Raw genomic sequence first — 15,070 nt, 5'->3', positions numbered from 1 at the left:
GTCAGGCATGGGAGGCGGGCCGTCCGAGGAGCCGCAGCGTGCACCCGATGAGGCACAGGGCGGCCCCGGCGCAGCAGAGCGGCAGGACGGAGGGTCCCGGGGGCAGGTGGAACAGGGTGACCGCGCCGGCGGCGCCGGCGGCCGCGAGGCAGATCAGGGCCGGGGCCCAGGCCACCGCGAAGGCCTGGAGCAGCAGGGCGGTCCACAGGGTCGCGGCGAGCAGGGGCAGGGTGGCGGGGCCGGCGCCGGTGAGCAGTGCGGCGGGCACCAGCGGGAGCGTGTAGAGGAGCAGGCACAGGGCCAGGACGCCGGCCGACCGCAGCCGGAAGCCGACGGGGCTCCCGGACGCGCCGAGAGCGGCGGCCGACAGACCTCGGTAGCGGTAGAGCAGCCATTCGGCGGGGCCCATGCTGACGGTGAGCACGATCACCGCGTACGGCTCGCGGCGGCCCGCGAGCAGCACCAGCAGGGCTGCGGCCAGGCCGAACAGGCCGTAGGGCAGGGAGCGCGGCAGCGGCGGCCCGGAGCCCTCGCCGGCCGCGGGCGCGGCGGCGTACTCGGTGCGCAGGGTGCGGCCGGCGGCGGCGAGCGTGGCGGCGAGGGCCAGGAGTGTCAGTCCGGTGCGCAGCAGTGGGCCGGGTTCCCACCAGGGCAGGACGGCGGCGCCCGCGGCGAGCGGTGAGAGGGCGGCGAGCAGCAGCGTTTCCCGGCCCAGGACGAGCAGGACGCCCGCGGCGGCCAGGTAGAGGGACTGCGCGGCCGCCGCCCAGATCACCGGGGAGCCGTGGGCGGGGACGGCGGCGGCCGCGGTGGCGAGCGCGGCGCCGAGCGGGGCCCCGCGCAGCAGGGTGCGGGCGGCCTCGCGCCGGCCGGCCACCATCCACAGGTAGGCGCGGTGGCCGAGGGCCTGGCCCCACGCCCAGGAGACGATGCCCGCGACGACGAGGGCTGCGGCGTGCTTCCCCGGTTGCCACAGCGGTGCGGTGAGCAGGTAGGCGAGGGCGGGGAGGGCGAACAGCACTCCGCGCAGCAGGCAGCGCAGGTGGTCGGGGCGCCACGGGTCGGCCGCGCGGGCCGGTTCCGGGAAGACGCGGGGCACCCGCTCGTAGAGTGCGGTGGCGAGGGAGAAGATGTCGGGGTGGCCGTAGCGCTGCCGGATGGTCTCGGCGGAGAGCCCGTCCGCCTCCAGCAGCGCGGCCACTTCGTACGGGTGGACGGCGGGTCCCACGCGGTCGGCCATGTCGGCGGCGAGCCCGTTGACGGCCTCGTCGGTGCGGGCGGGTCCGGGCAGGCGCAGCCCCAGGGTGACGGCCTCGCCGTCGTGGGCGGTCCCGCGCGGCCCGGGGGTGCCGGTGCCGCGGCGGGGGCGGGCCGGCCGTTTGGGAACGGCCAGCCGGAGCGCCAGTGTGTCGTCCTGCCCGTGGCGCGGTTCGAGGTCCATGGGTCCGCTCATCCGGCCAGGCTCCCCGTGCCGGAGACCGCCGGTGCGGTGCTCTCCTCGGGGGCGTCCGCCCTGGCCCAGGACGGTACGGGGCGCCGCGGACGCGTACCGGCCGGGGCGGCCGGCTGCGGGGCGGGTGCCTGCGCGACGGCCGGTCCCGTGACGGTCGCCGGTGCGGAGGTGGCCGCCGGTGCGGAGGCGGCCGCCGTGGACGTCTGCGCGGGCACGGGTGCCACCGCGATGCGGGGCGGGGCCGCGGCGGACCGGGCGAGGGCGGGCAGTTCCAGGTAGATGGAGCGGAAGGTGTCGATGGTCTGGCGCAGGGTGAACTGTTCGATCACCCGCAGCCGGGCGGCCTCGCCCATCGCCGCGCGCCGCGGGGCGTCGGCGAGCAGTTCCACGGCGGCGGCGGCCATGGCGGCCGGGTCCCTCGGCGGTACCACGAGTCCTGCCTCGCCGACGGCTTCCCGTACGCCGCCCACGTCGGTGGAGACGGTGGCCCGTCCGCACGACATGGCCTCGATGAGGGTGAAGGGGAAGCCTTCGCTGATGCTGGAGAGCATCACGACGTTGCCGGCGGCGTAGGCGTCCTTGATGTCGTCGACGCGGCCCTCGAAGACGACGGCGTCTGCGTGTCCGAGCTCGGCGGCCAGTGCCTCGCACCGCTCCCGGTAGGCCTCCCCGCCCCGGGGGGTGCCGCCGAACAGCCGCAGCCGGGCCTCGGGTACCTGACGCCTGACCAGGTCGAAGGCGCGGATCAGGGTCTCCAGGTCCTTGATCGGGTCGACCCGGCCCGCCCAGCTCAGCGTGGGGACCTCGGGCTCGGGCCCGGCCGGTGGGAAGGCGGCGGGGTCGACGCCGTTGTACACGGTGCGTATGGACTCCGGGGCGGCGCCTCCTTCCTCCTCCCACAGCCGGTTGTAGCGGTTGCCGGGGGTGATCAGGGCGGCCCGGCGGTAGCTCTCCTGGGCCAGCAGCCGGAAGAAGCCGAGCACGAGGGCCTTGACCGGCCAGCGGTAGGGCGCGGTGCGGTAGCCGATGTAGCGTTCGCGCAGGTAGACCCCGTGCTCGGTGAGCAGGAGCGGTACGTCGTGCCGTTCGAGTCCGGCCAGACCGGGAAGTACGGCGACGCCGCCGCTGACCGCGTGTGCGACGCCGTCGCTCGGCGGTGGTGCGGCGAGCGGGCGCAGGGCGTGTTCCAGCAGGGTGGTGGCGGTGAGCGCGTCGCGCAGGGTCGGGCGGGCCTCGCGGACGGCGAGTCCCGGACGGTTCCACACCGCGGCGAGGATGGTGATGGCGCGGTGGCCGCGCAGGAACGGGCTCAGCTGCCCGTCCGCGGCGGCGCGCGCCATCGTGTAGAGCGCGGGGGCGAACCCGTCCTCGGCCTGCGGGTCGAGGAGCGCCGTCAGGAACCGTTCGTACGCGGCGGCCAGCCGGCGCTCGGCCCGCCCGTGGGGCCGTCGGCCTTCGGGCGGGGCACCCCACATGGGGACCGAGCGGACGCTGTGGACGTGCGCGGGCAGGTCCCAGGCGAGGGCTTCGCGGCCGGTGCCGGTGACCGCGATGACGTCGAAGTCGAGGTCGGGCATGCCCTGGACGAGCTGGTCGCACCAGACGCTGACGCCGCCGTGACTGTGCGGGTAGGTGCCTTCGGTGAGCAGGGTGACACGCGTCGCTCCGGGGCGGCGCGCGCCGTGGTGAACGTGCATGGGTGGGCTCCACGGCCGGAAAAGATGTGGGGGTGGCCGCGGTCGGTGGACCTGGCCGTCCCGGCCGCGCAGGGGCGGCCGGGACCTCGCGTGCGCCGGTCGGTCAGCCCTTGGGGGCTCGGGAGCCGCCTTCGCGCACGGCCGCGGGGACCTCGGTGCGCGGGGCGGGGGCGGTCTGCGGAGCCGGCCGGGCGAAGGTGGCGGCTGCGGACTGCGCTCCGGTGGCGGCGGACGCCGGAAGGGTGAAGGCGAGCGGCGTCCCGGCCGAGGCCGTCCAGCCGGAGGCCCGGCCCGCGTAGGGGCTGCCGAAGGCGGCGGTGCCCTGGCGGCTGCCGGGGAGCAGGGTCGCGGGGACCGCGAGGCCGTTCGGGGCCTGGACGGTGACGGTGTCACCGATGCGGTAGGCGGTGACCTGACCGGCCTTCACGGCGTCCTTCCAGGCCGCGCGGCGCTGGAGTTCGACGCCGATGTCCTTCATCCGGAGGTTCTCCACGGGGGTGTTGGCCGCGAAGAGGGCGTCGTACCCGTCGAGGACCCCGTCGAGGACGGGGTAGGCGATGCGTTCCTCGGCCAGGTTGGACTGGTGGATGAAGTGGGGCTTGGGGTCGTTGGAGAGGACGTGGCCGAGGGCGGTGCGGACCTCCTGCGGCGCGATGTACTGCGCGTACCCGGTGGCCGTGTCCAGCGGGGCGGGCAGGCAGGTGGTGGTGTCGGCGTGGTCCTCGCAGATTCCGCTGCCGCCCTGGGACCGGCGGGTGTAGATCCAGTTGTACTCGTCGGCCTGCTCGACGGCCTTGCCCGCGTTGTAGAAGACGTTGATCGGGTAGCGGGCGACGGTGGCGGCCGGGCCGACGGGGCGCTGGTCGGGGTCGCGGGAGTTGTCCGAGGCGAGCCACTTGACGCCGTTGTCGGCGAGGGCGAGCGCCAGGTTGGGGTTGTCCTGCGGCTGCTGCGGGAGCAGCTTCATGCCCGAGTGCTCGCCGGTGACCAACTCGTCGTTCTGCAGGGGCAGTCCGACGCCCTGGCCCCAGACGCGGTTGAGCGCGATCTCGTCGCTGATGGCCGTCCTGCTGACCCACTTGGTGGCGCCGCCGGGGAGGGTGGCGCACTTCCACGGCACGGCGCTGACGTCCTGCTCGCAGCCGAGGTAGGCGTGCGTGTAGGTGTGGTTGACCCAGCGGAAGCGGTCGCGCTGGGCGATGAGGGTGTCGGCGAGCACGTCGACGCCGTTGTTGTCCTCGCGCTGGTCCAGGCTGCCGGCCCCGTTGTAGACCATGTCGAGGGTGAAGCGGTGGTCGGTCTGCCACTGCGCGGCGTACGTGGCGTCCGCGCCGGTCATCCGGATCGGGCTCGGCGTGCCCGCGCCGTTGGCGCAGTCCACGTCGCCGGGGGTGCAGTTGAGGACGCTGTCCCAGCGGTCGTCGGCGGCGAAGACGTCGTCGACGTGGACGGCGAAGTAGTTGCGCGAGGCGCCCAGGTGGACCCCGCCGGTCATCCACTCGACGATGCCGCGGGCCAGCAGGCGGAACTGCTGCTGGTACTGGTTGTAGACGAAGGTGACGACGAGCTCGCGCCGTCCGTCGTGCCGGTACTCGCCGACCAGCGATCCTCGTCTCGGCGTCCCGGGTATGGGGGCGTCGACGTAGGTGGTGAAGTCGGCGCCCGGGGCGGGCTGCGCGAGGTAGGCGTAACTCTCGCCGACGGTGGGCGAGTTGTCCTCGAAGGGGACGGCCCCGTCGAGGTAGGCGAACGGGCCGCCGAGGCCGGCCGCGGTGACCCCGGCGCGCACGCCGTCGAGGCTGCCGGCGTAGCCGCCGGAGGCGAAGTACTGGAGGCCGACCTGGGGCCGGGAGTAGGTGTAGGCGTCGACCTGCGGGATGCCGTACGTGCGCTCGTAGGCGCTCAGGGCCGCCATCTCGGCCGAGCCGGCCGGGAAGGGGTTGTCGTTGGGCATCACCACGGCCTGGTACTTGGCGCGCGGCCGGCCGTCCACGGTGTCGGCGAGGAAGGCGGCGTCGATCGTCGGCCGCCCGCCCCGGGTGAGGTCGACGGTGGTGTACGGCGTTCCGGCCGAGTCCAGTTCGGCCGCGATGGCGGCGGTCGACGGGCCGCCGTCGCTCACCACCAGCACGCGCAGGTCGGTGCGCGGCGCGGGGTCGTCGGCGTGTGCGGTGCCGGCGGGTAAGCCGAGCGCGGCGATGAGCGTGCCCACCGTGAGCACGGCGGTGCGAATGTTCCGCTTCATGCGGTGAAGTCCCCTCCCAGGCAGGGGTGAGCACGGCTCGCACGGAGCGGACGCACCCCCTCGCGCGACGCCGGCGCCCCCTCAGAAGCCAGTCGTCGACGCATCCGTCGCGTCACATGGTGATGTCTCTGTGTAGCGTTTGTGATGGTGTCGCGAAAACCGGCGGAAAACCGCAGGCGCACAATGGGGGCGCACTCAAGGATCACTTGAGGGGACCGGAGTGCGTTCCGGGCGTCCCGTGCGCGAGGGCCCGGAGGCGCGCAGAGGATTGCGCGCTGGTCCGGGCCCCGAATGGTGCATCTTTGCGGACCGTGGCGGTCCGCCGGACGGGCTCCGATGGTCGAGACCATTCGAACACCCGATCTCCGGTTATTTCAAGCCATCGCCCTCGACGGGGCGGGCGGGCGGTTCGTCAGGCGCAGAGCACGCGGGTCTCGGGCGTGTACACGGGACCGCCGGTGGCGTTGCTGCTGTCGCTGAACTCCGCGTAGTAGTAGCTGTAGAAGCCTATGTTGCCGTTGCAGCCGGAGTCGGCGGCGACCTGGAGGGTCAGCGTGACGGTGCGGCTCTGGCCGGGCGGGATGGTGGCGCCGTAGTTCCCGCCGAGGTTGGCGGGACCGGTGCCGGCGCAGGAGGTGCTGCCCGCGGCGGTGGCGAGGGAACAGCCGGTGAAGCTGTACTTGAGGTCGGGGCGCTGGGTGGTCAGCCAGGTGGGGTCGATCGTCTGGTAGACGAACCAGACGTCGTAGCTCTTGTTGTTGGTGAGCGTCATCGACAGCTGCACGGTGCCACCGGGCGTGGTGGTGGCGCTGCTCGTGCTGAACGTCAGCGCGGCCGGCGCGGGGTCGGCGCTCGCGGCGGGGGCGAGGCCGAACACGGCGAGGACGAGGGCGAGGACGGCGGCGAGGCCCAGACGGCCCGTCAGAGGTGATCTCATGGCCCGGGAGGCTAGACAGAACACACGTACGCCGTCTGCCCCGCCCGGAAGGGTGCGTCCGCGGATCGGCCGGAAGTGTCCCTCCCGCGAAGGGGTTGCGGGGAGTGCGTGAAGGAAGATCACACACTGTATACGGGCAGCACACGCACCGTACGCACTGTGTGGGGCGGGATGGACCCGCGGGGCGGCGCGGGGTCCGGCGCTTTGGCTCACACCCGACGCATGGCCGGGCCCGGAGCCGCTTCCCGGCCCGCCCCGGCCCCGGCATTCCCGGCCAACCCGGCGTGATCCGGCCGGAGGCACGTGCCGGGGGCCCGTGCGGGGGGCCTGCCCGCGTCCGGTGGCCCGGGTCGCCCCGGGCCACCGGACCACCGGACTACCGGCCGCGCTGGATCTCGAAGTGGTCGACGCGTTGCCCCGTCTCGGCGAGCGCGCTGACCTTCAGCCGCGGGTGGGAGCCGGTCTCCACCTCCACCGCGAGGAACGAGTAGTTGGTGTACCGGACCCGCGACCACTCGACGGTCTCGGTCGCCTTCGCACCGCCCTTGGCCCAGTGGTAGGTGTCCACGCTGTCGCGGTCCGCGACGTGGCCCTCGTACGAGTCGGGCACCGGGAAGCTGTACAGCGAGCGGCCCGCCGCGCCGGCCGTGACGTAGACGATGCCGTCCCGGGTCGGGTCGGTCCGCTCCCCGATCGCCACCTTGCGGCCGACCCGGTTGGCCTTGATGGCGTCGGTGCGCTCGTACACGTGGTTGTGGCCGTTGATGACCAGGTCCACCGTGTGCTTCTCGAACAGCGGCACCCACGCGTCGCGGACACCGCCCTCGGAGGCGTGCGAGCTGGTGGTGGAGAACGCGCAGTGGTGGAAGAAGACCACGATGAAGTCGACGTCGCGGTGGTGGCGCAGCTCGCCGAGGCGCCGGTCCAGCCAGGCGGTCTGCTTTCCGCCGCTGATGCCGAAGTTGGCGGGGATCTCGTACGAGACGTCGTTGGCGTCGAGCGCGACGACGCCGACGTTGCCGTGCACGAAGGAGTAGACGCCGGGCTGGTTGACCGGGTCCGGGCCGTTGTCGGGCAGGGACCAGCGGGCGTTCTGGCCGCCGTAGCCCTGCGGCGAGTACCAGGCCTCCATGTCGTGGTTGCCGGTCGTCACCATCCACGGCACGCTCTTGGCCACCGACTCGGTCTGGGCCAGGAACTGGTCCCAGGCGCGGGCGTCGTAGGTGTCGCCGGGGGCGCCCGCGCCGGAGGAGTCGGCGTAGCAGATGTCCCCCGCGTGGAGGTGGAAGGCCGGGTTCTGGGCCAGCAGCACGGCGTCGTTGGCGAGGGCGTGGTAGCTCACGCCCTGGTCGCCGAAGGCGGTGAAGGTGAAGTTCTCGGCGCGTGCGGGCGCGGTGGTGAAGGTGCCGAGGGTGCCGAGGTTGCGGTGGTCGGCCGGGTCGAACCCGTCGTGGCCGACGCCGTAGTAGTACGTCTGGCCGGGCCGCAGCCGGTCCAGGCCCACGTGCAGGTAGAACTGCTCGGCGGCCGCGATCTTGCCGCCGTTGAAGACGGGGGTGCTGAGGTGGCGCACCTCGGCGTCGATCTTCCGGCTCAGCGCCCAGGGGCTGGTGCCGACGCGCAGGTACGGCTTCTTGACGGCGAAGGGCACCTGCCACGAGACGCGCATCTGGGTCTTCGGGTCGGCGCCGTACTGCAGGTGGCGTCCGAAGGGGGCGGTCAGCGAACCGTCGACGCCGCGCCGCTCGGAGGAGGCCGGCAGCACGGCCGGGGCCGCGTAGGCGGGCGATGCCGCGCCCGCGCCGAGGCCGACCCCGGCCACGGCGGCGGTGACCGCGCCCGCACGCAGCGCGCCGCGCCGGGTGAACCGGGCGCGCAGGTAGTCGTGCTGCTCGGCCATGCTCATGCGGGAGGCGAGCTTCTGAGGGATACCGAAATCGGGTACGTCCAGGTCCATGGCGCGAACATCCTCTCCTCGGGCGGCGCGCGTCCCACCACCGGGTGAACACAGGGGATACGGAACCCCATGTGACGTCCAGAATCTTCGCGAGTGATCCGCAGATCACGCGGGAGGCAGGCCGTGGAACGGCGGGCGTTCCCCACGCGGGGTCACGGGAGAGGTTTTCCGCCACTTCCGTCATTCCCCGCCCGTCGTGGCGCCCGCTCAGTAGCGTGAGTGCCGCTAACAGTCCGGCCCCGCCTACGACATGGGTGCCGGGCGCAGACGTGCGAGTGAGGGAGCGGGCGCCGATGGCGAATGTGGAAGTGTCCCTGAAGGAGATCATGACCTCGATCGAGGGCGCGCTGGGGGCGGCGCTCGTCGACTACACCAGCGGGATGGCGCTGGGCACCCTCGGCGGCGGCAAGGACCTCGACCTGATGGTCGCCGCCGCGGGCAACACCGATGTGATCCGGGCGAAGGTCCGCACCATGCAGATGCTGGGGCTGCAGGACGAGATCGAGGACCTGCTGATCACGCTCGGCAGCCAGTACCACCTCATCAGGCTGCTGGGGGGCAACGGGATGAACAGCCTGTTCCTGTACCTCGTACTGGACAAGGGCAACTCCAACCTGGCCATGGCCCGCCACCAGCTGAAGCGCATCGAAGCGGCACTGGAGCTGTAGCCGGGGTGCTCCGGGCCCACGCATGCCCACGAGTTGAAGATTTCTTCAACTCGGCATATCTGAAAGCAGTCAAACTCGGGCAGGCGTGGGCCCCGCGGGCGCAATGATTGGGCACGACGACGGACATGACGACGGACACGACGGGCACGACGACGGGGCATCAGGACGGGCACGAGGGCTGTCCGACCGGAACGCCGGTGCGGAGGAGCGCCGTTGCGGGCGATGGCAGGAGCACGCGTGGGAATCCAGGTACCCCTGTACCAGGCGAAGGCCGAGTTCTTCCGCATGCTCGGGCACCCCGTCCGCATCCGCGTCCTGGAGCTGCTGCAGAACGGCCCGCGGCCCGTGCGCGAGCTCCTCGCCGAGATCGACATCGAGCCCTCCAACCTCTCCCAGCAGCTCGCCGTACTGCGCCGGTCGGGCATCGTCGTCTCCATCCGCGACGGGTCGACGGTGAGTTACGCGCTCGCCGGCGGCGACGTCGCCGATCTGCTGAGGGCGGCCCGCCGCATCCTCACGGAACTCCTGGTCGGCCAGAGCGAACTCCTCGCGGAACTAAGGCAGGGCGACTCCAGGCCGGACCGCACGGGCGTGGAGACCCGTACGGGCATGGAGGCCCGCGCGGGCGTGGAGACCGGCACGGGCGCCAGCGCCGCTTCGTGACACGGCCGGGGTGACGGGGCATCCCGTCGGCCGACGCCGCCATGCCGCCGCCCCCGCACCGGAACTCGGTGGCGGACCGGACCGGCGCGGGCGATCATCGACCGCATGGACGAGCAACCCGAACGATGGACCCAGGCGACCGTCTACCCCGACATGTGGGCCGACCCGGACGATGACCCTCGCAACACCGAAGGAAACAGCCCGGACGGCGAGTTCGCGACGCTGCTGGACTTCCTGACCAACTACCGCATGACCCTGCGCATGAAGTGCGAGGGCCTGGACCCGGAGCAACTGGCCCGCCGCTCGGTGCCTCCGTCGACGATGTCGCTGCTCGGCCTGCTCCGGCACCTGGCCGAGGTGGAACGGGACTGGCGCAACTGGATCACCGACGGCGACCCGCTGGCGAAGCTGTACGGCGCGCGCGACGGCGACTTCCACGGAGCCGTCGCCGAACAGGCCGTGGTGGACGCCGCGTACGCCGATCTGGAGCGCGAGCAGGCCGCGACCGACGCCGCGCTGGCCGAACACGCGGACCTGGGCGAGCGCGTGGGCAAGGACGGCATCGCGGTCCGGGAGCTGCTGGTGCACCGGGTCGAGGAGTACGCCCGCCACTGCGGCCACGCCGACCTGCTGCGCGAGTGCGTCGACGGAAGGGTCGGCCAGTAGCGGGTCGGTCGGTAGCAGGTCGATCGGCAGCAGGTCGATCGGCAGCAGGTCGGTCAGTAGCACCCGAGCGCCGGGCGGGCGGTGGTGAGGACCGCGCTATCCGGACAAGCTGCATGGCCGCCCGGTGAATCGCGGGCGGCCGACAGTACGCCGACGCGCCAAAGACAGCAGGTCACCGGCCACGAAGCCGGGCGCCCGCACGCCCGCGCGCGGTCGGCGCACCCCGACTGAGCTGCCCGAACGACCATTCGGTTGCCGCTATGCGGACGGTGTGTCCGTAAATCGGTCATCGATGTGCGTCTCCCCTTCGGATCAGACAGGCTCAAGCACGTAAGGAAGCGGTTCCGAAAAGCAGAATCGCATCCAGCCTTTGAATCGAAAGAGAGTCTTGTCGTGCGTCGCATCGCTACCGTCTCTGCCGCCGCCCTCCTCTGCCTGGCCGGAGTGACCGGCATGGCCGAGGCCAAGCCCACCAGCCTGTACGCGCCCTCGGCCCTGGTGTTCACCGTCGCCCAGGGCGACGACGCGGCGGCCACCGTCTTACGGGCGTCCACCCTCAGCTGCGCGCCGACCGCCACGGGCACCCACCCCGACCCCCAGGCCGCGTGCGCCGCCCTCAAGTCCGCCGGCGGCACGTTCGACCGCCTGCTGAGCGCGCCGGACCCGGACCGCGCCTGTCCGATGCACTACGCCCCCGTCACCGTCACGGCGGACGGCGTGTGGCAGGGCACCCGCGTCGCCTGGAAGCACACCTTCTCCAACGCCTGCGCGATGTCCGCGACGGTCAACGGCAACGCCGTCCTCGCGTTCTGACCCGGTCGCACACGGGCGGGGCCGGAGGAGGACCCTGGCGCGACACCGCCGCTCCGCCCCGCCGCCACACCGCTACTCCGCGGGCCTGCGCGCGGTGACCAGCCAGGCGGAACTGCGCATCCGCACCGCGCCGCCGCCCTCGTAGGGGCGAAGGGCGTCGGCGAGGGAACGGCGGGCGCGTTCCGCCTCCGCCGGCCCGACCCGGTCGAGGAGTTGACGGCCGGGACCGGTGTCCAGCAGGAACGCGGCCGCGACCTCGGCATCGCGCCCCCAGTCCCCGTACGCCTCCACGGCTACGGACTCGACCGCCTCGAAGCCGGAAGCAGCCAGGATCCCGGAGGCCCGCCCGGGAGCCGCGAGCGAGAACATGCCCGGGGCCCCCGGAGTGCCGAACTCCCCCACCGGAAGGATCCCGTGCAGGGTGGCCAGCGCCCGGAACCAGTCGTTCTCCTCGGGCCGCGCGGCACAGACGAAGGACAGGCGGCCGCCGGGACGCAGGGCGCGCCCGATGTTCGCGAAGGCCGCCCGCGGATCCGCGAAGAACATGACGCCGTACCGGCTGAGGGCCACGTCGAAGCCACCGGGGGCGAACGGGTGGACCTGGGCGTCACCCCGCGAGAAGACGACGTTGGCCGTCCGCTCGTGCGCCGCGCTCGCCCGCGCCCGTTCGAGCATCGGGACCGACAGGTCCAGGCCGAGGGCGGTCCCCCGCGCCGCCAGTCGGGCGGCGAGCCGGGTCGTACGCCCGGCTCCGCAGCCGATGTCCAGGACCCGGTCGCGCGGCGCGATCCCGGCGGCGTCGAGGAGCGGTTGGTTGAAGCCGTCGTTGACGGCGTCCCAGCGGTCCTGGTGACGGGCCCAGTAGGCGCCTTCGTAGCCGTTCCACGCCTGCTCCTGGTCCTTGTTGGCCACGCCCTCGGCCGGGTTCGCCTGGTCCATCGGATGCCTCCACGCCATAGAATGGGCAAGTGCCCAAAGAGTATGGGCGCACGCCCATACCGGCAATCGGCTTTCCGGAAAGAGGTTCCATGTCTCCGCGTGGAGTGGCGATCCCCGACCTTCGCGAGCGGCTCTTCGCCGCCGCCGAACGGGTCGTGGCCCGGGGCGGCGCCGCCGCCCTGACCAGCCGGGCGGTCACCGATGAGGCGCAGTGCGCGAAAGGAGTCCTGCACGCGCATTTCGCGGGGCTGGACGAGTTCGTCGCCGCGCTCGTCCTGGACCGTTTCTCCCGCAGTGCCCGTGGCGCCGAAGCCCTGGCGGACCGCGTGGGACGGGGTACCGTCGCGGACAACCTCGTCGACTTCGCGGCGGCGCTGCTGGATTCCCTGGATCCCGCGGTCGTCGGCCTCGCGATGACCCGGCCCACCGCCTCCCTGCACACGCGGCGGGCGCTGGAGGCCGGGGAGCCGGGGTACGCGGCGATGCAGGAGTCGGTCGCCGGCTACCTGGAGGCCGAACAGGGCGCCGGCCGCGTGCCGGGGGGTGCCGACCCGCACATCCTCGCGCTCGCGCTCGTCGGCACCGTCCACCACCTGCTGATGACGCGTTCCCCGGACCCCGACTTCGACGCTCGCGCGACGTGCGGGCGTCTGGTCACCGCCCTGCTCGGCCCGCCGGGCCGCGGCCCGGCCTGATCCCGGCCCGCCCGCGACGGCGCCCGGCGCGCCGCGGCCCCGCCGCGGCCCGGCCACAGGGCCGGGCCGCGGTGGGGCGTCGCGGTGGGGCGTCGCGGTTCAGCGGTCCCGGGTCACTGCGCCGGATACCAGACCGTCCCGCTGCCCCCGTGCTGCGCGAGGGTCTCCTCGATGATGCTGCCCGCCTGGAAGTACCGGGGATGCTGGCGCAGGAAGCCGGAGAAGGAGTCCAGGGACGTGGCGTCACAGACCCCGTCGGTCCGGATGCAGAAGCGCCGGACCGGGACCCCGGGGAACTCCTCCGGGCCGGTGCCGGGGGAATCGGCGACGAACGGGACGAGCACCCCCTCGGGGACCAGGTGCCAGAAGCCCGTGCCGGGCTGCATCGGGTCGGAGTAGAGCATGCCGTCGACCTGCGAGCGGGGCACCTCGGTGCCGTTGTCGGCGATCGTGCGGAGCAGCAGGTCGCCGACCCAGGCCCCCTGGGAGTAGCCGGCGATCGTGAAGCGGGCCGTGGGGTCGGCGCGGTGGGTGCTCTCCAGCGCGGCCAGGGCGTTCCAGTAGCCCGCGTTGACGCTGTCGCCGAAGCTCGGGGTCCCCCAGGGCGCCGGCGTCTCGTTGTGGCTCCCGACGAACGGGCCGCCGCTGGCCGGGTAGCAGACGGGAACCGCGGTCCCGCCGTTCAAGTGCTCGTTCGCGGCCGTGAAGCTGCTGGTGCACCCGGGGGCGTCCGTGGCCGCGCCGGTGCCGCCGATCTCGATGTAGTAGTGGTGCACGGGGTCGGCGTGCGCGGCGGGCGGTACGGCGGCGGCCCCGGCGAACAGCAGGACGGTCGACGCGATGACGGACTGGAGGCGGCGGGCGAGCCCGCGCGGCTTCGTGGTGGTCATGGGACCGGTCGTCTCCCTCGGTTCGGGTCGGACGCCGCGTCGGATGCGGCGACCGGTTCCCATCGTGGTGTTCTCGCTGGTCGGCGGACCATGTCAACGACCGGCCATATATGGCCGGTTGCCCGTGCCCCGTGTTTCCGGGGGGAATCCGGCAGGGCATCCGTCACCGGTGGCCGCGGTCGCGGCCGGGTGGGAGGGGTCCGGGTGAACGACCGGTTCGGCGCGTTGCTCCGCGGGCTGCGGCTGGAGGCGGGGATGACCCAGGAGCAGCTGGCCGAGCGGTCCCGGCTGGGCGTGCGCACCATCCACCGGCTGGAGACCGGCAAACCCACCGATGCCCGGATGGGAACGGTGAAGCAGGTCGCCCACGCGCTGGCCGACGCGCTGCGCCGCGACCGGGACGGCGTCTGGACGGAGCTGCTGGCCGCCCAGCGCGGTACCGGTACGGACGCGGACACCGGCGCCGGCGGCGGTACCGGTACGGACGCGGGCACCGGCGCCGGCGCAGCCGTGGGGAGTGGTTCCACCGCCGGGGACACCGGTGCGACGGCCGGTTCCGTGCCCGCGCGCCCGCCCGAGCCGGCGGCCGTACCTCCCCGGTCCTTGCGGGCCGGCCCGCTGCCGCCGTCGTCGCAGGCCCTGGCCGGGGTCGCCGACGCGCTGGCCCTCGACGTGTACGGCCGCTGCGTCCGCGAGGAGGAACAGCGGCGCGTCCACGACCCGTTCCCGCTGCCCGTGCGGTGGCGGCCGGCCCCGGAGGACCTGCTGGACCGCGGGGACGGCCCCGGCGGCCCGGCGTCCCCGCAGGGCGGCCCGGCCGGGATCGCCGACGTCTACCGGCGCGTCCGGTCCGGACGGCTGCTGGTGCTCGGCCGGGCCGGCTCCGGCAAGACGGTCCTGGTCCTGCGGTTCGTCACCGACTACCTGGCCGGGCGCTCCGCGGGCGAGCCGGTACCGGTGGTCTTCAGCATCGGGTCCTGGGATCCGGCCGTCACCACGCTGCGCGACTGGCTGATCGAGCGCCTCCTGCGCGACCATCCCGGCCTCGACGCGCGCGCACCCGGCGGATCCCCGCTGGCCTCCGCGCTGGTGGACGCCGGGTGGATCCTGCCGGTGCTCGACGGCTTCGACGAGATCGCGACGGGGCTCCTCGGCCTCGCCCTGCGCGAACTCAACACGAGCGCGCTGCCGCTCCTGCTGACCAGCCGTACGGAACGGTTCGCCGAGGCCGTCGCGGTGGAGGGGCTCCGCCGGACCGCCGGCATCGAGCTGATGGACCTGGACACCGAGGACCTCGTCCACTACCTGCCCCGCACCGCCCGGCCCGCCGCACCGGCCACCCCCGGCACAGGGGCGGGGGCGCCGAAGCGGTTCGCGGCCCAGGCCTGGAAGGCGGTGACGCGGGCCGCGGCGATCCGGTCGGGGCTCGGGGACCAGAGGGGTTCCG

Annotated in this window: 13 protein-coding genes; 6 read left to right on the top strand and 7 right to left on the bottom strand. The window is 73.5% G+C overall.

The genetic code is table 11. The features are described 5' to 3' along the window. Window position 1: 1 nt before the first annotated feature. From ABZW32_RS30010 to ABZW32_RS29990, 5 genes are all read right to left on the bottom strand, one after another. Window positions 2–1,453 carry a hypothetical protein gene (locus ABZW32_RS30010; RefSeq protein ID WP_356221726.1) on the bottom strand — a complete coding sequence of 484 codons (1,452 nt, stop codon included), beginning with the start codon at window positions 1,451–1,453 and terminating at the stop codon, window positions 2–4. Further along, a complete protein-coding gene (gene pelF / locus ABZW32_RS30005) occupies window positions 1,450–3,150 on the bottom strand; it encodes a GT4 family glycosyltransferase PelF (RefSeq protein WP_356221723.1) in 1,701 nt (566 codons plus the stop codon). Before pelF ends, ABZW32_RS30010 begins: the two co-directional genes overlap by 4 nt. A gap of 103 nt (window positions 3,151–3,253) precedes the next feature. Next, window positions 3,254–5,395, bottom strand: coding sequence for a hypothetical protein (locus ABZW32_RS30000; protein WP_356221720.1), 2,142 nt, complete (start codon window positions 5,393–5,395; stop codon window positions 3,254–3,256). 412 nt (window positions 5,396–5,807) lie between these two features. Then, window positions 5,808–6,332: a hypothetical protein gene (locus ABZW32_RS29995; protein WP_356221718.1), complete on the bottom strand. Its 525-nt coding sequence runs from the start codon at window positions 6,330–6,332 to the stop codon at window positions 5,808–5,810. Between the two features lie 376 nt (window positions 6,333–6,708). Next, entirely contained in the window at window positions 6,709–8,283 is a 1,575-nt protein-coding gene (locus ABZW32_RS29990) for a metallophosphoesterase family protein (protein ID WP_356221817.1), read from the bottom strand. 299 nt (window positions 8,284–8,582) lie between these two features. Between ABZW32_RS29990 and ABZW32_RS29985 the strand changes: the two genes are divergently transcribed. From ABZW32_RS29985 to ABZW32_RS29970, 4 genes are all read left to right on the top strand, one after another. Next, window positions 8,583–8,957 (top strand): hypothetical protein, encoded by a 375-nt coding sequence (locus tag ABZW32_RS29985; RefSeq protein ID WP_280919650.1) that lies wholly within the window; start codon window positions 8,583–8,585, stop codon window positions 8,955–8,957. Window positions 8,958–9,200: 243 nt separating this feature from the next. After that, on the top strand, window positions 9,201–9,620 hold the full coding sequence (locus ABZW32_RS29980) for a metalloregulator ArsR/SmtB family transcription factor (protein ID WP_356221814.1): 420 nt from the start codon (window positions 9,201–9,203) through the stop codon (window positions 9,618–9,620). A gap of 105 nt (window positions 9,621–9,725) precedes the next feature. Continuing rightward, window positions 9,726–10,286: a DinB family protein gene (locus ABZW32_RS29975; RefSeq protein ID WP_356221716.1), complete on the top strand. Its 561-nt coding sequence runs from the start codon at window positions 9,726–9,728 to the stop codon at window positions 10,284–10,286. A 453-nt stretch (window positions 10,287–10,739) separates the two neighbouring features. Further along, window positions 10,740–11,099, top strand: coding sequence for a subtilase-type protease inhibitor (locus ABZW32_RS29970; RefSeq protein ID WP_356221811.1), 360 nt, complete (start codon window positions 10,740–10,742; stop codon window positions 11,097–11,099). A 72-nt stretch (window positions 11,100–11,171) separates the two neighbouring features. On the opposite strand, the gene ABZW32_RS29965 is transcribed toward ABZW32_RS29970, so the two are convergent. After that, on the bottom strand, window positions 11,172–12,038 hold the full coding sequence (locus tag ABZW32_RS29965; RefSeq protein ID WP_356221714.1) for a class I SAM-dependent methyltransferase: 867 nt from the start codon (window positions 12,036–12,038) through the stop codon (window positions 11,172–11,174). A gap of 89 nt (window positions 12,039–12,127) precedes the next feature. Here ABZW32_RS29965 and ABZW32_RS29960 point away from each other — a divergent pair, with 89 nt between their 5' ends. Next, window positions 12,128–12,733, top strand: a complete 606-nt coding sequence (locus tag ABZW32_RS29960) for a TetR/AcrR family transcriptional regulator (RefSeq protein ID WP_356221711.1) — start codon at window positions 12,128–12,130, stop codon at window positions 12,731–12,733. 113 nt (window positions 12,734–12,846) lie between these two features. Here ABZW32_RS29960 and ABZW32_RS29955 read toward each other — a convergent pair whose 3' ends face one another. Beyond that, window positions 12,847–13,623: a PE-PPE domain-containing protein gene (locus ABZW32_RS29955; protein ID WP_356221708.1), complete on the bottom strand. Its 777-nt coding sequence runs from the start codon at window positions 13,621–13,623 to the stop codon at window positions 12,847–12,849. A gap of 204 nt (window positions 13,624–13,827) precedes the next feature. On the opposite strand from ABZW32_RS29955, the gene ABZW32_RS29950 reads away from it, so the two are divergent. Continuing rightward, a partial coding sequence (locus tag ABZW32_RS29950; RefSeq protein WP_356221705.1) for a helix-turn-helix domain-containing protein occupies window positions 13,828–15,070 on the top strand: 1,243 nt, incomplete at its 3' end.

Source organism: Streptomyces sp. NPDC004667 (assembly GCF_040609475.1).
Classification (GTDB): domain Bacteria; phylum Actinomycetota; class Actinomycetes; order Streptomycetales; family Streptomycetaceae; genus Streptomyces.
Note: the sequence above shows the minus strand (reverse complement) of the source record. Positions and strands in the feature narration are given on the sequence as shown.